Origin of the sequence: Mesorhizobium japonicum MAFF 303099, assembly GCF_000009625.1 — a bacterium.
In the GTDB taxonomy this organism is placed as follows: Bacteria; Pseudomonadota; Alphaproteobacteria; order Rhizobiales; family Rhizobiaceae; genus Mesorhizobium; species Mesorhizobium japonicum.
Genome location: NC_002679.1, coordinates 236,635 through 254,148, shown reverse-complemented (window position 1 = coordinate 254,148; position 17,514 = coordinate 236,635). Strand labels below are relative to the sequence as shown.

The 17,514-nt window shown below is 60.9% G+C and carries 17 protein-coding genes; all 17 read right to left on the bottom strand.

Features of this window, described 5'->3' with window-relative positions:
* Nucleotides 1–19 precede the first annotated feature (19 nt).
* Nucleotides 20–484: a phosphonate C-P lyase system protein PhnG gene (gene phnG / locus MAFF_RS36070; RefSeq protein WP_010915820.1), complete on the bottom strand. Its 465-nt coding sequence runs from the start codon at nucleotides 482–484 to the stop codon at nucleotides 20–22.
* A 46-nt stretch (nucleotides 485–530) separates the two neighbouring features.
* The gene (phnM, locus tag MAFF_RS36065) at nucleotides 531–1,673 is read right to left on the bottom strand and encodes a phosphonate metabolism protein PhnM (protein ID WP_010915821.1); all 1,143 of its coding nucleotides are present in this window, start codon (nucleotides 1,671–1,673) and stop codon (nucleotides 531–533) included.
* Nucleotides 1,674–1,690: 17 nt separating this feature from the next.
* On the bottom strand, nucleotides 1,691–2,986 hold the full coding sequence (locus tag MAFF_RS36060; protein WP_010915822.1) for an alkaline phosphatase family protein: 1,296 nt from the start codon (nucleotides 2,984–2,986) through the stop codon (nucleotides 1,691–1,693).
* A 12-nt stretch (nucleotides 2,987–2,998) separates the two neighbouring features.
* Nucleotides 2,999–3,832, bottom strand: coding sequence for an ABC transporter permease (locus tag MAFF_RS36055; RefSeq protein ID WP_010915823.1), 834 nt, complete (start codon nucleotides 3,830–3,832; stop codon nucleotides 2,999–3,001).
* 9 nt (nucleotides 3,833–3,841) lie between these two features.
* The gene (locus MAFF_RS36050; protein ID WP_010915824.1) at nucleotides 3,842–4,783 is read right to left on the bottom strand and encodes an ABC transporter permease; all 942 of its coding nucleotides are present in this window, start codon (nucleotides 4,781–4,783) and stop codon (nucleotides 3,842–3,844) included.
* On the bottom strand, nucleotides 4,780–5,742 hold the full coding sequence (locus tag MAFF_RS38790; RefSeq protein ID WP_080512164.1) for an ABC transporter ATP-binding protein: 963 nt from the start codon (nucleotides 5,740–5,742) through the stop codon (nucleotides 4,780–4,782). Before MAFF_RS38790 ends, MAFF_RS36050 begins: the two co-directional genes overlap by 4 nt.
* Complete coding sequence (locus tag MAFF_RS36040) at nucleotides 5,739–6,770, bottom strand: ABC transporter ATP-binding protein (protein WP_010915826.1); 1,032 nt, start codon at nucleotides 6,768–6,770, stop codon at nucleotides 5,739–5,741. The genes MAFF_RS38790 and MAFF_RS36040 overlap by 4 nt, the downstream gene beginning before the upstream one ends.
* 5 nt (nucleotides 6,771–6,775) lie before the next feature.
* Nucleotides 6,776–8,299 (bottom strand): ABC transporter substrate-binding protein, encoded by a 1,524-nt coding sequence (locus MAFF_RS36035; RefSeq protein WP_244420864.1) that lies wholly within the window; start codon nucleotides 8,297–8,299, stop codon nucleotides 6,776–6,778.
* A gap of 214 nt (nucleotides 8,300–8,513) precedes the next feature.
* A complete protein-coding gene (locus tag MAFF_RS36030; protein ID WP_044552222.1) occupies nucleotides 8,514–8,759 on the bottom strand; it encodes a hypothetical protein in 246 nt (81 codons plus the stop codon).
* Between the two features lie 5 nt (nucleotides 8,760–8,764).
* Nucleotides 8,765–10,327: an ABC transporter substrate-binding protein gene (locus MAFF_RS36025; protein ID WP_010915828.1), complete on the bottom strand. Its 1,563-nt coding sequence runs from the start codon at nucleotides 10,325–10,327 to the stop codon at nucleotides 8,765–8,767.
* Nucleotides 10,328–10,528: 201 nt separating this feature from the next.
* Entirely contained in the window at nucleotides 10,529–11,305 is a 777-nt protein-coding gene (locus tag MAFF_RS36020) for a DeoR/GlpR family DNA-binding transcription regulator (protein ID WP_010915829.1), read from the bottom strand.
* Between the two features lie 27 nt (nucleotides 11,306–11,332).
* A complete protein-coding gene (locus MAFF_RS36015) occupies nucleotides 11,333–11,914 on the bottom strand; it encodes a recombinase family protein (RefSeq protein ID WP_044552219.1) in 582 nt (193 codons plus the stop codon).
* Nucleotides 11,915–12,142: 228 nt separating this feature from the next.
* A complete protein-coding gene (locus tag MAFF_RS36010) occupies nucleotides 12,143–12,439 on the bottom strand; it encodes a type II toxin-antitoxin system RelE/ParE family toxin (protein WP_010915743.1) in 297 nt (98 codons plus the stop codon).
* Nucleotides 12,436–12,702, bottom strand: coding sequence for a type II toxin-antitoxin system ParD family antitoxin (locus tag MAFF_RS36005; protein WP_010915831.1), 267 nt, complete (start codon nucleotides 12,700–12,702; stop codon nucleotides 12,436–12,438). The genes MAFF_RS36010 and MAFF_RS36005 overlap by 4 nt, the downstream gene beginning before the upstream one ends.
* A gap of 154 nt (nucleotides 12,703–12,856) precedes the next feature.
* Nucleotides 12,857–15,184 (bottom strand): type IV secretory system conjugative DNA transfer family protein, encoded by a 2,328-nt coding sequence (locus MAFF_RS36000; RefSeq protein ID WP_010915832.1) that lies wholly within the window; start codon nucleotides 15,182–15,184, stop codon nucleotides 12,857–12,859.
* Nucleotides 15,162–16,208, bottom strand: coding sequence for a P-type DNA transfer ATPase VirB11 (gene virB11, locus MAFF_RS35995; protein ID WP_010915833.1), 1,047 nt, complete (start codon nucleotides 16,206–16,208; stop codon nucleotides 15,162–15,164). The genes MAFF_RS36000 and virB11 overlap by 23 nt, the downstream gene beginning before the upstream one ends.
* Nucleotides 16,174–17,508 carry a type IV secretion system protein VirB10 gene (gene virB10 / locus MAFF_RS35990; protein ID WP_244420863.1) on the bottom strand — a complete coding sequence of 445 codons (1,335 nt, stop codon included), beginning with the start codon at nucleotides 17,506–17,508 and terminating at the stop codon, nucleotides 16,174–16,176. Before virB10 ends, virB11 begins: the two co-directional genes overlap by 35 nt.
* Nucleotides 17,509–17,514: the final 6 nt, after the last annotated feature.

Below are 17,514 nucleotides of genomic sequence, written 5' to 3'. Positions count from 1 at the left end.
GATGTTGAAGATTTTACCGTCACGCTGGGTCCTCCCCGCGAACCATGGTGAAGAACTCGACCTTGGTGGCTGCCGCCTTGCGGCTTTTTTCGAGCCGCCGGACTTCGGCTTTTTCCCGAAGCGGCTCGACCACCTTCGCCATGGTCTCGTCATGGCGGTCCGGCTGCTGCAACAGCGCATCGATGATAGCCGCCAGCTCCGCCTGGCGCTTGTTGCGGCCCTGGACGTAACCGTGCCCGACAGTGCCGTCTTCAAGCCGGACCGAGGCGCGGGTGACGGTCATCTCGCCGAGATTGAACACGTTGCCCGTACCACCAGCACGCCCCCGGACCATCACCAGGCCGACATCGCAAGTCCTCAGCCATTCAAATGCCACTCCGGTCGCCAGGTCAGCCGCCAAGGCCTCAAGCTCACTGCTAACACTGCGCGACAGGATACCAAGCCAGTCGGAGCGCTCTGCGATGGCAAGCTGCTCCGCTTCCATCTTCGTTTTTGAGTTCATTTTTTGTCCTGTGGCGCGTGAGCGCTCTTTACAGATACTGTCGACCGGCCACCCAGATGTTGCGGATCACCGGCACGCCTTCGACGAGGCGCACGCGGATCAAGTCGGCGCGAAGGCCCGGCGCAATGCGGCCGCGATCGGAAAAACCAAGCAGGTCGGCGGGGGTTTTCGTCACCATGGCAACCGCCTCCGGGAGATCGAACCCTTTGGCGGCCAGCGCGAATGCGGCATGCAGCAGACTTCCGGGCACGTAATCCGAGGTTAGCACGTCGAGGAGACCCCGATCTGCGAGCTCCAGGGCACTGACATTGCCGGAATGCGAACCGCCGAGAATGATGTTCGGCGAACCCATGACGATCTTCATGCCGAGTTCTCGCGCGCGGCTCGCGGCCTCGACAGTCGTCGGAAACTCGCTGATCGTGATCCCGTCGCCGCGGGATTCGTCGACATCCGCGGCTGCCGTGTCATCGTGGCTGGCGATGCGGATATCGCGCTCGCGGCAGAGGTGTCCGATCGTCGAACGGCCCGGCGGGACATATTGTTGCTGGTGTTCACGGCGTTCGGCGAGGTGGAGCGCGAATTCCTCCTCGTTCCACACCCGGGCGTTCTTCTTGCGGCGGAACTCGCGATAGAGTGTCAGATTGTGCCACTGCCGCTGGCCGGGCGTGTGATCCATCATGCTGATGAGCCTGAGGCCGGGATTATCGACATGCCGCTCGACGATCGGCAACAGGGCCGGATCGGAGAGTTCGCAACGAAAATGGAAGTAATGATCGGTCTTGAGAAGACCGCTCGCTCGCGCCTGCGTCAGCCCGTCGATTGCATCATTTAGCATGGCGGTGCGGGTGCCCCCGCTATCGTAATCGCCAAGTGCGAGCGCATCGAGCACCGTCGTGATGCCGCTGCCGAGCAGCTGCCAATCGTGTGCAAGCACGGCAGCAAGGGGCGACGGCCACTGCACGCCCGGCCGCGGTTGCATGAAGTGTTCGACACTGTCGGTATGCAGGTCGATCAGACCAGGCAGCAGGAAGTCGCCATCAAAATCGATAGCTTCCGCTTTCGAAGTCCCACCTTGTTCAAAACAGTCGATAAGGCCATCGCAGATTGCGAGGCCCGCCTCTACTAAATGATCTTCGCACACAATGCGCGCGTTGGAGATTTGTAACCACATTGGACATCTTCTTCGATTTACTTGAGGTGCAGTTCAAGCGATTGCGGGCTCCGCGCTATGGGGCTCTCTTCTGCGATCAGGGACCGCCCAGCGTAAGGCTCCAACGGCAGGCCGAGCACGCTCGCCAGCGTTGGTGCAAACTGATCGGCATCCGCCGCCTTAATGACTTTTGGTGCAATGCCGCCACCGGACAGGATGAACATGCGATCATCTTCCGGGCTGCCCGGCCGGAAGCCGTGGGTCGAAATGAGGTGCGGACTACCGGTCGCCACGAGCGGTCCGGATGCATCACTGGGCCGCTCTTCGAACGAATGCCGGGGTGGAGCGACAAACATTGCAACCGTCCCACGAAGATTTTCCGGCACGTGGTGGTCGTTCCAGAGCTCAACGCCATATGGCAAAAGCCGCTCGGTCACCCTCTCGAGATCGCCGGCGGCCTTGAGCGAAACGTAGAGGCTTGCGCCTTCCGTCATCCAGTGCATGTCGGGTATGATGGCTTCCGGAAAGATTGCCGTATCGACAAAGCCATGACCGTGATCGCTGGCGACGGCTATAACGTAATCCTCGCGGCGCCCGGTGCGCTCTAGGACGGCGAGCAAGTTGCCGATCAGCATGTCGGCGAACTCCACCGACCAAATTCCCGCCGGGCTGTCGTAGCCGAGATAATGCTGGAACGCATCCGGCATCTCGATCTCCGTCAGCAACAGATCCGGCGGCCGGTCGGAGCCAAGCAAGGCAACGACCGCGCGGTTGAGGAACTGGTCGAGCGCCAGGCCCGAGATCAGATGCGGAGCGCCGCCGTCGGCAGCATCCCTAAACGCGTCCATCTCCGTCAGCCCGGCCTTGGCTAGCCTATCTTCAGGATCGTGGATTGCTCGTGATGCCGCCAACGCTTCCGGCGTGACCATCTTGCTGAAACGATAGCCCGTCATGAAGCCGCGGAGCCACCAGGGCGAGACATAGACCGATGTATCGCGGGGATTGACCAGCGCCTGACCGATAGCAGCCACATCCAAGCCAGCCTGCCTGGCATGAGTTGCGATCGTCGGCACCAGCAGATCTTCGGCCAGCGGCGCCACGGAAGCGTCGCCGCGGAAGATATGGTTGCCATAGATGCCGTGAGTTTCCGGACCGACGCCGGTCAACATCGTCGCCCGTCCGGGGACAGAGGTGGCCGGAACGGCTGATTTCAGGCGGCGAACGCGCAAGCCCCTTTCCGCCAAATGGCGCATGTTGGGCAGGCGATGAGCATGCTTTTCGAAAGTGTCAGCGCTGACGCCGTCAACAAGGATGGAAATCAGTTTTTTCCGCATGGGAGATATCCGTTACTTGAGAGTGGGATCGAGTTTGTCGCGCAAGAAATCGCCCAAAACGCTGACGGCGACGGCCGTCAGCACGATGACGATGCTGGGGCTAAGCAACATCCAGGGCGCGCGCGTAATGTATTCGCGGCCAGTGCCGACCATGACGCCGAGGCTGGTCATAGGTGGCTGGACGCCGAGCCCGAGGAAGGACAGGCCGCTTTCGACCAGAATGATCTCCGGAAACGTGACCGTTGCCGCAACAAGAAGCGTTGCCGCGCTGTTGGGAAGGATGTGACGGAGATAGATGCGCAAGGGATGAGCGCCGAGCTGACGGGTCGCGCCCGCATATCCTTGCGCGCCGGCTGCAAGTGCGAGACCACGCGCGAGCCGCGCGTTGCGCTCCCATCCATAAAGGCCCATCAAGCCGACGACCAGCGGCAGCGAGTTGCCGAAGAACGCCAGCATCGCCAGCGCGACGATCAGGAAAGGCAGCGACGCCTGGACGTCGATGAGCAGCAACAGGAAATGCTCGATGAGGCCCCGGAAATAGGCGGCAAGAAAGCCGATCGCGGTTCCGACGAGGACGCTGATAACGGTTGCGCCAAAGGCGATGAGCAGGCTGGTGCGGATCGAGTAATAAAGACGCGAGGCGACATCGCGGCCAAGATCGTCGGAGCCGAACAGGTGGACGGCCGCGCCGCCGAAGCCGAAGGGCGGCGCCAGGCGATGACGCAAATCCATCGCGGTGATGTCATGCGGAGCGATCAGCGGCGCGGCCGCCGCGATCAGCAGCATCAGGCAAAGCCAGAGCGACGCAAAGAGCGTCGGCAGGTCAATCCGTGACTTCTTCTGCATCTGGCTTCCTCAGTGTGATCCCGGGCGCGCTTGTCGCAAGCGGGGATCGACGACGCCGTAGAGCAGATCCATCATCAGGTTCGCCGACGTCATGGTGAGTGCCACGAGCAGGAGGATGACCTGCACGACCGCGAGATCTCGATTGCCGACGGAGACCACGAGCAGTTGACCAATGCCCGGCCAGCCGAAGACGTTTTCGACCAGCACCGCCCCGGCCACCTGTCCGCCCAGCATCAGACCCAGCAATGTGAGAATCGGGATGATGGCGTTGGGGAAGGCGTGGTGGTGAATGACCTGGCGCCAGGTGACGCCCTTGGCGCTGGCGGCAACGACGTAGAGCTGCGACAGAACCTCGATCATGGCGCTACGCGTAAACCGCGCGAGCATTGCCGCCCCGCCTATGCCAAGCGTCAGCACCGGCAGAACAAAGCTTTGCCATTTGTCGGCCCCGCCTGAGGGAAACAGGCCGAGCGTCACCGAAAATATCAGGATGAACAGCAAGCCGAGCACGAAGCTTGGCACGGTAAAGCCGAGCACGGTCAGCATCATCACCGACCGGTCGATCCAGCTGTCTCGATGCATGGCCGCATAGGCGCCGACCGGGATGCCGATCAGCACGTTGAGCGCGAGTGCCGGCAGCATCAGGGCCAACGTCAAAGGCATTCGCCCAAGCACAAGCTCCGCGGCGGGCTTGCCGGCCAGCATCGAGTTGCCGAAATCGCCGTGCAACGCGCCCCAGAGATAGCGAAGATATTGAACGTGCAGGGGCTGATCCAATCCCCACCGCTGGCGAAACGCTTCGAGGTCGGGGGCGCGAGCGCCGGGCCCGAGAATCTGCAGGGCCGGATCTCCTGAAGCGCGTAGCACGAAGAATGTGATCGTCACGACGACGATGATCGAGAGCGCGGCCCGCAGAAGTTTGGGGCCGATGTAAGGGAGCAAGCCGGTCATGGAATTGATACCAGATGGCAGGCGACCCGCCGTTCTGGTCCGTGTGGAAGGAGTTCAGGTTGCGTCTGCCGGCAGATATCTTTTGCCAGACGACAGCGCGGATGGAATGGGCATCCCGAGGGCCGCTCAGTTGGGCTTGGCGGCTCGCCCGGCAAGGGCAGGTAATGATCGAAGCCACCGGCAAGCCTCGGCATGGCCGAGACGAGCGCCTGCGTATAGGGATGCAAGGGCTGGTCGATGACGGCATCGGCGCGCCCGTCCTCGACCACCCGGCCGAGATACATGACGACGATGCGATCGCTGACATGGCGCACCACCCTCAGATCATGGCTGATGAACAGGATGCCTACTCCAAGTTCCTGCTGAAGATCGACGAGCAGATTGACGATCTGCGCCTGGACGGAGACGTCGAGGGCCGAGACTGGCTCGTCGCAAACAAGAAGCGAGGGCTTCGGGGCGAGTGCACGTGCCAGAACCACGCGTTGGCGCTGCCCGCCGGAAAGCTGATGCGGATAAAGAGCGCGATGGTGCTCGCCCAGGCCAACGGCGTGCAGCAGATCGAGCACGCGCTGTTGACGGATTGCTCCGTCGCCGATTTCATGGATGACCAAAGGCTCCGCAATCAGATCACCGACTGTCATGCGCCGATCGAGCGCGGCCAGCGTATCCTGGTAGACCAGCTGCATCCGCTGACGCTTTGCGCGCCATTCCCGGGTGTCGGTCACCGCGAGCTCTTGACCTTCGAACAGGATTTGGCCGCTATCGGCCTGTTCCAGGCCGAGTGCCAGGCGTCCCGTGGTGGATTTTCCGCAGCCTGACTCGCCGACGACGCCTGTCGTCTGGCCTTTTCTGACCTCGAGCGACACCTGGTCGACAGCGGTCAGAGATTTCCGCGATCCAAAGACCGTGTTTCCGATCGGAAACCGACGGCTGACGTTTTGGAGCTGAAGTAGGGTCATTGACACATCCCTTCAGCAACGCGGAGGCAGCGGACGACATGGCGTGCCGATATCGTCCGCATATCCGGCCTTGTCATGCCGCATGCGGCGTCAGCACTGCGGCAGCGGGGCGCATAGGCACAACCTGCCGAAACGCCCCCATGGGGCGGGGCACCGGGGATGGCCGTCAACCGGACACGAGGGCCATCCGAGGGAGGGATCGCGCCGATCAGATCGCGCGTGTAGGGATGTTCCGGCCTGTTCAGAAGTGTATGCGTGGGTGCCGCCTCGATGATGCGGCCGGCATACATGACACAGACGCGGTCGCAGATGGCGGCCACCGCAGCAAGATCGTGGCTGATCATCACGAGCGCCATGCCGGTGTCGCGCTGGATGGTTTTCAAAAGCAGCAGGATTTGCGCCTGCACGGTGGCGTCGAGCGCCGTCGTCGGCTCGTCGGCGACCAGGAGTTCGGGTTCACCGGCGAGCGCGATGGCGATCATCACCCGCTGGTTCTGCCCGCCTGAGAGTTCGTGCGGATAGGCATTGAGCCTGCTGGTCGCATCAGGAATGCCAACCAGGTCCAACAGCCGCTGCGCCTCTGCGCGCGCTGCCGCGCCCGTGAGGCCACGATGCAGGCGAAGCGCCTCGGTGATCTGGGCGCCGACACGATGAACAGGATTGAGTGCACTTGCGGGATCCTGAAAGATCATCGCAATGCGTCCGCCGCGCACCTTATCAAGACTGGACTGGCTGGCGCCGGCGAGGTTGAAGCCATCCAGACGCGCTTCGCCCTTGACCTCAGCCGACTTTGGCAGGAGGCCCAGCACCGCACGCCAAGTCACGGACTTACCGCAGCCGGACTCTCCGACGATACCAATCGCCTCGCCCTTATCAACGGTCAGGTCGACGCCGTGGAGCACGGGGACACCGCTGAAGGATACGGTGAGGTCGTTGACCGTGAGAACGGGTCGTTTGCGGTGATCGACGACGTCCTGACTGGCGAACAGCGCGGCGTCCGCGCTGTTCGTGCTGAATGCGTTCAGCATCGGGCTCAAGCCACAGGTTCGGACGGCAACTTCGGGCCAAGCCACATCTGCGGCAACGGATTGGGCGTGAACTCCAGGCCCGTCTTTTGCCCGTAGATAAACGGCATGGAGTGCAGCGGCGTGATGCAGGGGTCATCGATTTCGACAATGTCCTGCATGCGCTTGAACGCTTCCTTGCGCTTGGCGAGGTCCAGCGTCGTCTCAAGCTGATTGCCGAGCGCATTGAATTCGGCATTGGTCCAGCCGCCCGAGGCCTGGAGGTCGTTTGTCGGACCGATGATCTGCCAGAGCATGGAGACAGGGTCGGCGTAGAAGGCGCCACCAGACGTGTCGTTGATACCGCCGATATTGCCGACCTGGTCCCAGTTCTCGCACATGATCAGCTTGACATTGATGCCCGCGGCTTTCCACATCTCCACCAGAGCCTGGTTGTCCGGAAGCTGCATGGGGTAATAGGTCCCGACGGTCGGATAAGGAATTTCCTCGCCCTTGTACGACGACTTGGCGAGCAGTTCCTTGACCAGGGCCGGGTCGTAGGACACGCCCTTGCGCTCGGGATCGTTGATCTCGCCGAAGATCGGCAACTGCCAGCTGGTCAGCGCCTTTGCGCGGCCGTTCCAGAGACCGTCAGCCAGCGCGTCCCGGTCGATCGCGAAGGCGAGCGCGCGGCGAAGATTGACATCTTTGAGAACAGGCGTCTTGAGCGGGGCAAAGGTCAGGAACCGGAACCACATGGCCTCGCCACCGGTGACGGAAAGCCCGCTGACGCCTTCAATCTCCGAGATATGGTCAGGCGTAATGTCGGTGACGATATCGTAGTCTCCGGCTTTGAGGCCGGCGATGCGCGCGGCAATCTCGGGCAAGCGCTTGAAGCGGATGGAGGCGAACGGCGGCTTACCACCCCAATATTCGTCATGGGCGATCAGGGTCATCTCATCGCCGCTGCGCACATCACCGATCTTGTAGGGGCCGGTACCAATCGGCTTTGCCGCCCATGCGTCGTAGCTGGCGGCGGCTTTCCAAGCGTTCGCGCTGATAATCTGAGTACCCCATGCGCCGAGACGATCGGTGAAGACCGGATCCTCAGTTTTGGTGAACAGGCGGACCGTGCGATCGTCGACCTTCTGCACATCGGCGAGCGAAGAGAGGAAGTTGGCAACCACCGCGGCACCCGGCGCCTTGTCGCCGCGCAACCGCTCGACGCCAAGCGAGAACGCCACGTCGTCAGCGGTCATCGTCGAGCCGTCGTGGAATTTCACATTGTCGCGCAGGACGATCTCATGGGTCTTCGCGTCGATCTGCTTCAATGATGTCGCGAGCGCGAAGTTGAGGCGGAAATTGTCGTTGTAGTCGGTCCGCAGCAGCTGATCAAAGATACTGTATTGCACCCGCCAGGAGACGTTGGCGATGGAAGAGCTGGCCACAGGCTCGAGGATCGTGCGCAGGTCCTGGACGGCGATGTTGAGGCTTGGCCGCTGGCCGGCTGCGGCCAGAAGCGAACGCGGCAAAGCCAGGGCGCCAGCAACCATGGCAGTCATGCTGAGAAATGATCGACGTGTTGTCTGCATAATCTAACCCTCTCGTTGTCAACCGGGAGAGCAAGCTGAAGAGTCAGGTGCGTCCCGAAGCCGGGAGACACATAGCGCAGCTGTATGACGGTTTTATGAGGGTTTAAGCCGGACTATGATGGATTTATCCGGCAACGCGACTTAAGTTCTTGTCGAAACAACGGGATATGTGTGCTCAAAGTTTTTGCCGAGCTGCACCATTTGCGGGATCATGACGGATTTTGACGGTGTAGAACTGCCCCGCCCGCGGCTTCCTCGGGCCCCGCCCTCGGCTTCCTCGTAGGTCATCGGTCGGATGCACGGCGTTGACGCCAATGAATGCGACCTCGATCCGCTGCTCGCGCAGCATACGCAAGGCGGCAAAATCGATCCTGTCGAACAGCGCGACATCCGCGCTGTTCGTGGTGAATGCGTTCAGCATCGGGCTCACGCCACAGGCTCGGGCGGCAACTTCGGGCCCAGCCACATCTGCGGCAACGGATTGGGCTGCCAAGAGATGTCCTTCCTTTGCCCATAGATGAACGGCATGGAGTGCAGCGGCGTGACGCAGGGATCTTCGATCTCGACAATGTCCTGCATGCGCTTGAACGCGGCTTTGCGCTTGGCGGGGTCCAGCGTCGTCTCAAGCTGATTGCCGAGCGCATTGAATTCGGCATTGGTCCAGCCGCCCGAGGCCTGCAGGTCGTTGGTGGGCCCGATGATCTGCCAGAGCATGGAGACGGGATCGGCGTAGAGGCCGCCACCGGACATATCATTGATGCCACCAATATTGCCAACCTGGTCCCAGTTCTCGCACATGATCAACTTGACATTGATGCCCGCGGCTTTCCACATCTCCACCAGAGCCTGGTTGTCCGCAAGCTGCATGGGGTAGTAGGTCCCGACGGTCGGATAGGGAATCTCCTCGCCCCTGTAGGACGACTTGGCCAGCAGCTCCTTGACGAGAACCGGGTCGTAGGACACGCCCTTGCGCTCGGGGTCATTGATTTCGCCGAAGATCGGCAGCTGCCAGCCGTTGAGCGCCTTCGCGCGGCCGTTCCAGAGGCCGTCTGCCAGCGCATCCCGATCGATGGCGGACGCAAGCGCACGTCGCAGATTGGTATCCTTCAGGACGGGAGTCCTGAGCGGAGCAAATGTGAGAAAGCGGAACCACATGGTTTCGCCACCAATAACTGAAAGGCCGTTGACGCCGTCAATCTCCGCAATGTGATCCGGGGTAATATCGGTGACGATATCGTAGTCACCAGCTTTGAGGCCGGCGATGCGCGCGGCAATCTCGGGCAAGCGCTTGAAGCGGATGGAGGCGAACGGCGGCTGGCCACCCCAATAGTCGTCGTGCGCGATCAGCGTTATCTCATCGCCCGTTCGCACTTCGCCGACCTTGTAAGGACCCGTGCCGATCGGCCGCGCTGCCCACGCGTTGTAATTCGTGGCGGCCTTCCATGCCTTGGCGCTGATGATCTGGGCGCCCCAGGCGCCGAGACGGTCGGTGAAGACCGGATCCCCCGTCTTGGTAACCAGACGGACGGTTCGATCATCGATCCTCTGCACATCGGCAAGCGAGGCAAGAAAGTTTCCAAACACTGCCGCGCCAGGCGCCTTCTCGCCGCGCAACCGCTCCACGCCAAGCGAGAACACCACGTCGGCGGCCGTCATTGTGGAACCGTCATGGAACTTCACATTGTCGCGCAGGCCAATCTCATAGGTCTTCGCGTCGATCTGCTTCAGCGACTTCGCGAGCGCGAAGTGCAGGCGATAGCTATCATTGTAATCGGTTCGCAGGATTTGATCATAGATACTGTACTGCACGCGCCAGGAAACATTGGCGTTAGAGGAGCTATCTACCGGTTCCAGAATGGTACGCAAGTCCTGAACGGCAATATTGAGGGTCGGCCGCTGGCCGGCTGCGGCCACGATGGACCGCGGCAATGCTATTGCGCCGGCGGCCAAGGCCGTCATGCCAAGAAATGTGCGACGTGATGCTTGCATGTCAGAAACCCTTCTCTCTGGCGGACGAACAGACAGTCCCGTCCCAACCGAGATATAGAGCAAGCATATGACAGTTTTTCGCGGGAGTACGACGGATCGTGATGGAGACAGGCAGGAGTGGCGGTTAAATTGTGTCAACCAAACAAGAATTTGAGGCATTTCTTCCCTCCGTACGCCGCTACGAAGGGTTTCAATGCGGTGTTATGACGGATTTTGCGGCGGATATAGGACGTCAGCGCCAGCGCCTTCGATGGCAGTCAGCACATGCGGTTCCGGTTGCTGATCGGTGATGATTGTAGCGATGGCAGAATGGGGCAGGGTTCGGTAACGCGCCGACCGCCCGAACTTGCTATGGTCGGCGAGCACAGTGATCTTCCGTGCCTGTTCTGCAAGCGTCGCTGCGAGTTCCTGCCCACCCTGCTCATGATCAAAAACGCCGAGCGTCGGGTGCACCGCATTGACCCCGATGAATGCGATATCGATCTGCTGTTCGCGAAGCGTGCGCAGCGCCGCAAATCCGGTCACGACGCGATAGTCGCCGTTGAAATCGCCGCCGAGCAAGACGACGCGATGCCGGCGGCCTTCGGAGGCGGCGATTGCAGTATCAACCATGTTGGTGACGATACGCATTTCCGGCAGCATGGATATCCGACGCGCCAGAGCCAGCACCGTGCTCCCCCCACCAAAGAAAAGATTCTGCCCCGGCTTCAAGAGGCCGAGCGCTATTTCGGCGATAACGTTCTTTTCTGCCAGCTCAGAAATGGCACGCGACGAGATCGTCAGGAGCTTCGGTTGCTGTGTGGCGACTGCACCGCCATGTACGCGCACGACCAACCCATCTTGCTCGAGTTGCTTGATGTCCCGTCGGGCGGTCTCTTCGGATACATTGAAATGCACCATCAGATCGCGGATCCGAACTTCGCCGTCCGTTTGGACCATCTCGATGAGCTTCTTATGACGATTGTGACTGAGCGACATTCTTCTCTCTTCTCTCGCGCGCAGAACTCATACCGGTTTGACGGTAGATGCGACTGACTTTTCGGCCTTCAGCGCTTCATAGAGCGCAGTTTTCCCTATTTTGACGCGCGCGGCAGCTTCGCGCACGTTGAGACCGGCTGCGAGCAACTGGCGAGCCCTTTCAAGTTTTTCAGGCGTCACGACAGCCTGCCGCCCACCGCGTCGGCCTCTTTCCCTTGCGGCTTGCAGGCCGGCGCGGGTTCTTTCCCTGATCAGATCGCGCTCGAATTGGGCCAAAGCGCCGAAAAAATGGAACACCAAGCTCCCGCCAGATGTCGTCGTATCGATATTTTCAGTAATGGATCGGAAACCGACGCCTTTAGCCTCCAATTCAGCGATGATCTCGATTAGGTGCTTCATCGAGCGGCCGAGGCGGTCCAGCTTCCAGACAGTGAGTGTGTCGCCCTCCCGGACATATCGAATGGCTTCGCCGAGACCAGGCCGATCAGTCTTCACGCCCGATGCTCTGTCTTCAAATACCCTATCACAGCCTGCTTTGCGCAATGCGTCGAGCTGCAGGGCAGTTTCCTGGTCGCCGGTGGAGACCCTTGCATAGCCGATGGCGGTCATGAGGCATGACGTGTCCGTTTTCTCGTTGAATTCGGACACTGTCCGATTTGCCGACGAATGGCAAGGTTTTCGGACAAATTCTGCGTACTCGTTCCAAAACGTCCCTACTGAAATCCTCTTTTGACCTCTGCTGCAGTCGTCTCCTGAAATCGACATCAGTACGGCAGCACGAGCCCGGTCGGCGCGCTGCCGAAGGATCACGCCGAGAACAGCCGGTGCCAATTTATGTTAGTCCTCAAACAGTATCGCGGCATAGTCAATCGCGCCGTGGAGGACATGGATGATCACAATCTGTTCGCGTTCAACACGGTAGAAAATCAAGTAACCGCCATGAACCCTGCGGCGAATGCCGTGCTGTTCATATCGAGGCACCAAAGGAGAGCCCTTTGGCGTCTCGGCTAAGGCTTCACATTTACCGCGTAGCTCTTGGATGAACGAAAGAGCACGACGAGGATTATCCTTCGCTATGTAGGCGGCAATCCGTTCAAGATCGCTTTCGGCTTCGTCCGAAAACTCAACGATCATGCTAACTTTTCGGCCTGTTCAGCCATAGAGCGATACTTTGCTTCAAGCCGGTCAAAAACGTCGCTCGCGGGTTTCGTTCGGCCTGCATCAGCATCGGCAATACCGCGCGTGATTGAGGCGTCAAGGGCAAGAAGGCGCGTCTCACGATCTTGAATCAGCCGCACGCCCTCCCGCAGCACTTCACTTTTCGAGCCATAGCGGCCCGTATCGACGAGCTGCTGGATATAGCTTTCGAGCTGTTTACCCAGATCGGCACTGATCATGTACGAAGCCTCCTTCGGACGAGCTGCTCTCAAGATAGGCCGTTTATCAACTATTATCAAGGAACCAGCGCCATCGGCCCGGCCGGGAATAGTGTGATGACCTCATGACTTCATGAGATCACGGCTTGCCTTAAGCAGTTTCGGCGGGCGTGTCCTAGCGATCGCCGTGACGTCTAATTTGATCCTGCAGCTCTTCAATTGCGGCTGACGGTACCCCGTCGACATCTCCGCTATCCACTGACGGCGACAGTGAACGAGCGCCGGCCTCCACCTCCTGATCGAGCGATGCGAGCAGCGCGGCGACCGACGTGGACTTGTTTCCCGGCCGGACTTGGAATTGCAAGACGCTTGCCTTGCCTTCAGACGCGCTCGGGTCGGACGCGTTTGATGCTGCCGGCGCCGATCGCCGGCCAAGGGTGGGAAGCGGTCGCGGCGCATTGTCGGCCGTCTGATCGGTCCGCTTCGGTTTCAACTCCGAAACTTCAGCGGCGTCCTCACTCTTTGCTTCAGCCTCGCCACTCGCTCGAAGGCCTGGGCTTGGCAGCGCCCGAGATGCGCCCGCGCTGTCGCTATCCACTTTCGGCTTTGGCCCAACAGGATCAACCCCGTCAGCGGCCGCACCGGTCGCCGGCGGCGCAGCATCGGCAAAGGCTTTATCGCCCGAAACCGGCGCTTCGACGGTATCGGGTTCCCGCAACTCGAAAGGCGCCGCTGGTGCGGTGTGAGCCGCCGCTTCGACGTCGGCCAGGGAGCGCAGCGGAAGATCCTGCCATCGGGAGAGAGGCGGAACCTTCAAGCGCCGGTGGCGAAATTCCTGATAGGTCGCCTTATAGGGAGCGTCCTTATAATAGGTGACCTTGCGCACCATGAAACCAGGTGCGCTCGGCACCAGAACCACGGCCTGCTTCGCTGGCATCTGTCGAAGCTCCGCCGCCGTCCGGAGCGGCCTTTCCTGATAACTTAAACTCTTGTCTCGGGCGCCGAATATACCTTGACCGGCTCTGATAATCGGTGTGGGCACCTCGATCGTGGTCGGTCCCAGCATTACAGAGACATATTCCGAGGTCTCCACGTCGTTCATGCGGATAAAAAGCTTCACCTGGCACGCGGACACCGTGGTCTGCCGCGTCGCTTTTCCATAGACTTCGTCGAGCTGGGCGAGGTCCTGCAGGACCAGGACCATGCGGAAGCCGTATCCCGCGTTGATCGCCAGCTTGGACACTATAGACTCCATTTTGCCGAGTTGGCGAAACTCGTCGATCATCACCAGGACCTGGTAGGGCTCGTCCGGGCCCGGCAAGGAGGCCATCAACACATCATGGATTTGCTGAACCAGGATTTTGATGATGGGCCGGAACACGTCGAGCTGCGCCACCGAGCAGCCGATGAAGAGAGCCGTCGGGTCCTTGCGAAGCTTCGAGATATCGAAATCGGTCGACGCCGTAGCGGCTGCAACGAGATCATTGGTCCAGGGGTTGAGAGCCGCCGTCAGGTTGAAGTAGGCCGAGTTTCGCGTTTCCTTTTCCAGCGCGATGAACTGGTTGAGCCCCTGCACGACCCACGAAGGCAGATATTTTTCCTCGTCATTACGGATATTCGTCAGTACCCTGAGAAAATCCACGCCGGTCGACAGAAGCATCGCGACAGCTCGCAAATGACGCTGCCCCTCATAGCGTGGCGATGTCAGGACATAGCCGATCATGGCCGTAAGCAGCTGCCGGCCGGCGCGCGCCCAGATCTCGGAACTCCCTGTGGCCTCCGGGATGATGAAGGAGGAGACCACCGCGCAGTCCGTCGGCATGCGCGCATCGGGCCGGATGAAATCCAGCGGATTATAGCGATGCGAGTCCCGCTCGCCGGGGGAAAAGAAAAAGACCTTGTCGCCGAGAGCCTGCCGGTGTGCACCGAACGCCTCGAAATTCTCCCGCTTCGGATCGAACCACACCGAGGATCCTCGCCACATATAACCGTTCGGAATGACAAAGCTGACGCCCTTGCCGGATCGGGTCGGCCCGACCACCAGGACGTGCGCGGGATCGTCCGAGCGGATCGTCGCCCCACCCATCTTGCCGAGGATCAAGCCTTGCTTTGCCAGCAGGTTTTTCCTTTCGGCGTCCATGATCGTGCCGAACCGCGCATCGCCGTAGTGCTTTGGCTTGCGATTGATCAGGCTTGCAAAGATCAGGCCGACGCCGATCGCCACGACAACCGCGGCCGCGATCGCGCCGCGGATGATCGTCTCGCCCTGCGTGGGACGATAGGCCAGGCGCTGGCTGAAATGCTGCCAGGCAACCAACAGGCCGCTTAGGCTGCGTTGCGCATTCTGGTATTTTAGAAGCCCCCAGCGCGAGGCGCCTTCGGAAGGGAGGGCGGGGTTCCACCGCCATGTCGCCACCAGCTCGTAGGCCAGGCTCCAAAGGGCGAAGAAGGCGGCGAGGCCCATGAGGCCGAGGAAAAGCCTATAAGCCAATACGCGCGACATTCTGGGAAACCTTTCTGGCGGCTCTCCATTCGGTCATGCGGCTGAACCAGATCGCCGAAGTTCCACGCCAGCCGCCCCGGCGCGTCTGTTGGATGACAATCGGCAGGACCGCCCGCACGTAATCGATGATCTCTGCCTTCCTCAGCCCGAGCCCAGCCTGCATGACCATCAAGGCTAACTGCTCGAACGCACCGGTGGGGCTGTCGGCATGGATCGTCGTGATCGATCCTGGATGGCCCGTGTTGACGGCGCGCAAGAACGAATAGGCTTCCGCTCCCCGGATCTCGCCCAGGAAGATTCGATCCGGCCGCAAGCGCATGGCCGCCTGCAGCAGCGTTTCAACGGTCACGTGCGCCAGGCCCTGGTCGCCCTTTGACACGACGAGGGGCAGATAGTTGGGCTGGCGTGGTTTGACTTCTCTCGTATCCTCAATGGTGAGGATCCGCTCATCCGAGGGCACCTCGTGCAAAATCGCGTTCAGGAACGTCGTTTTGCCCGACGATGTGCCTCCTGAAAGTAAGATCGAATACCGTTCCCGCACGGCCAAGCGGAGGAAATCCTCGATCTTGCCGGCGTCGAGATATTCGCAAAGGGCGCTGTCGGTCTCGCTCAATTCGCCGGGATCCTGGACGGAGATCGTATCGAACGACCCCCGCTTCCGGTAATCATCAAGGCGCATATCCTTCACGACCTGCTTGCGGATCGCGAAGGCGCCTCCTGTCGGCGTCGCCGGCGCAAGCACGCCCTGGAAGCGTTCGCCGCCGGGGAGGGCGGCCGAAAGCAAGGGATTTTCCTCGCTGATCGATTGCGAGGATGATGCCGCTATACGTTCCATGAGGTAAGTGATCGCGGCGCGGTCGAGCTCGGGCACGTCGAAGGGCTCCATATGTGTCGAGCCAACAATTTCGACCCACACAAGTCCAGGCCCGTTTGCGCAGATTTCGACCACGCGATCGTCGTCGAGCCAGCGCCGCACCGGCTCCAGCGCCTTATTTAGAAAGACGGTTCTTTGCTGCCCGCTCACGTCGTATCTCCGTCAACGCCTCGCGTACCGGGTCCGGATAGAACTCCGAAAAATCGAGGTCGCGGCGCACGAACACCATTATTCGCGATCCCTGATCGACATGGATCGTCGGCGCGATATTGATCGAATTGCGAAGCGCCTCTTCAGCAATGCGGTTGAGGCTTTGTGAGACCTGTTGCGCGCCGATCTGGCGCGCGTTCTGCACGTACTGATTGGGTTGCGTCTGGATTGTCACCGTCTGTCCGGTCTGCGGATCAGTATAGGTCTGATTGGTGTTCGACCCGTTCTGATCAGTGCCAAGGTTGGCGATGAACTGCGTCGCGCCACCCACGACACTTAAAAGGATCGCCGAGCCGAACCGCTCGAAATAATGGTTGTCGACCTCGCCCGGCATGCCGCTGCGACCGAGCTCGTCGGTGCCGGTCGAACCGAGCTGCACCGACATGCCGTCCGATCGAAGCAGGCGTGTCCACACAATGAACACCCGCGTTTGGCCGGTTGCGAGGCCACTGCGATATTCACCGATAAGGCGGGAGCCACCGGGGATCAAAACCCTGCGACCGTCGAACGACCACACATCCTCCGACACGACGGCCCGAACCATACCGGCAAGATCGCTCTGGATCGCGGTCTCGAGTACGCCCTTGATCATCGTCCCTTGGGCGACCAGAGCGTCCGTGCGCGGGTTCATCGTGGCCTTCGATGTATCCGCTCCGCTCTGGCTCGCCCTTGCCAAAAAACGCCGATTGGGGTCCTCCTCGCCCTCGCCTGCGTTTCCGGCCGCCGCTGCATCCGTACCATTGCCGCCCAATGCTGACGCGCTGCCAGGCGCATCGCCGCTATCGACGACGAGCTGCTTGGCGCGCAAGCGCTCCCATTTGCGGCGCTCCTCTTCTTCCTGCCTGCGCCGTTCTTCCTCAGCCAGACGACGGGCCTCGGAATCGTCCTGAACCTGCGGTGGAGCTGCAGGCGGTTGCAATGCTGGCGGAGGTGGAGGGGGAGCCTCGATCGTCGACGGCGGCTGCGCCGGCGCAGCCGGCGGCTCCTCGGGAGCCGTCGGGATCTTCAGGGTGCCGTTGTCAAGCTGGGGACGCGGCGTATCGAGCCCAGGTGCGGGAAACTGTGTGGTGTGAAACTCCTCGCCATCCGACGCCGTCAACAGCGGCTTGTCCGGCGCACGCGTCGCCGCATAGATCATCCAGCCGGCGAAGACCACCGCGCCCAGCGGCACCGCGATCTTGAAGAATGTGCTCGCCCCGAATTTTGGCGCGGCGACCGCCGTGCCTTCCTCAGCGAGCATTCTGTA

What these genes read in the sequence shown, in the direction of transcription:
- phnG (WP_010915820.1), bottom strand. Translation starts at nt 484, where the DNA reads ATGGAAGCGGAGCAGCTTGCCATCGCAGAGCGCTCCGACTGGCTTGGT.
- phnM (WP_010915821.1), bottom strand. Translation starts at nt 1,673, where the DNA reads ATGTGGTTACAAATCTCCAACGCGCGCATTGTGTGCGAAGATCATTTA.
- MAFF_RS36060 (WP_010915822.1), bottom strand. Translation starts at nt 2,986, where the DNA reads ATGCGGAAAAAACTGATTTCCATCCTTGTTGACGGCGTCAGCGCTGAC.
- MAFF_RS36055 (WP_010915823.1), bottom strand. Translation starts at nt 3,832, where the DNA reads ATGCAGAAGAAGTCACGGATTGACCTGCCGACGCTCTTTGCGTCGCTC.
- MAFF_RS36050 (WP_010915824.1), bottom strand. Translation starts at nt 4,783, where the DNA reads ATGACCGGCTTGCTCCCTTACATCGGCCCCAAACTTCTGCGGGCCGCG.
- MAFF_RS38790 (WP_080512164.1), bottom strand. Translation starts at nt 5,742, where the DNA reads ATGACCCTACTTCAGCTCCAAAACGTCAGCCGTCGGTTTCCGATCGGA.
- MAFF_RS36040 (WP_010915826.1), bottom strand. Translation starts at nt 6,770, where the DNA reads ATGCTGAACGCATTCAGCACGAACAGCGCGGACGCCGCGCTGTTCGCC.
- MAFF_RS36035 (WP_244420864.1), bottom strand. Translation starts at nt 8,299, where the DNA reads ATGGTTGCTGGCGCCCTGGCTTTGCCGCGTTCGCTTCTGGCCGCAGCC.
- MAFF_RS36030 (WP_044552222.1), bottom strand. Translation starts at nt 8,759, where the DNA reads ATGCTGAACGCATTCACCACGAACAGCGCGGATGTCGCGCTGTTCGAC.
- MAFF_RS36025 (WP_010915828.1), bottom strand. Translation starts at nt 10,327, where the DNA reads ATGCAAGCATCACGTCGCACATTTCTTGGCATGACGGCCTTGGCCGCC.
- MAFF_RS36020 (WP_010915829.1), bottom strand. Translation starts at nt 11,305, where the DNA reads ATGTCGCTCAGTCACAATCGTCATAAGAAGCTCATCGAGATGGTCCAA.
- MAFF_RS36015 (WP_044552219.1), bottom strand. Translation starts at nt 11,914, where the DNA reads ATGACCGCCATCGGCTATGCAAGGGTCTCCACCGGCGACCAGGAAACT.
- MAFF_RS36010 (WP_010915743.1), bottom strand. Translation starts at nt 12,439, where the DNA reads ATGATCGTTGAGTTTTCGGACGAAGCCGAAAGCGATCTTGAACGGATT.
- MAFF_RS36005 (WP_010915831.1), bottom strand. Translation starts at nt 12,702, where the DNA reads ATGATCAGTGCCGATCTGGGTAAACAGCTCGAAAGCTATATCCAGCAG.
- MAFF_RS36000 (WP_010915832.1), bottom strand. Translation starts at nt 15,184, where the DNA reads ATGTCGCGCGTATTGGCTTATAGGCTTTTCCTCGGCCTCATGGGCCTC.
- virB10 (WP_244420863.1), bottom strand. Translation starts at nt 17,508, where the DNA reads ATGCTCGCTGAGGAAGGCACGGCGGTCGCCGCGCCAAAATTCGGGGCG.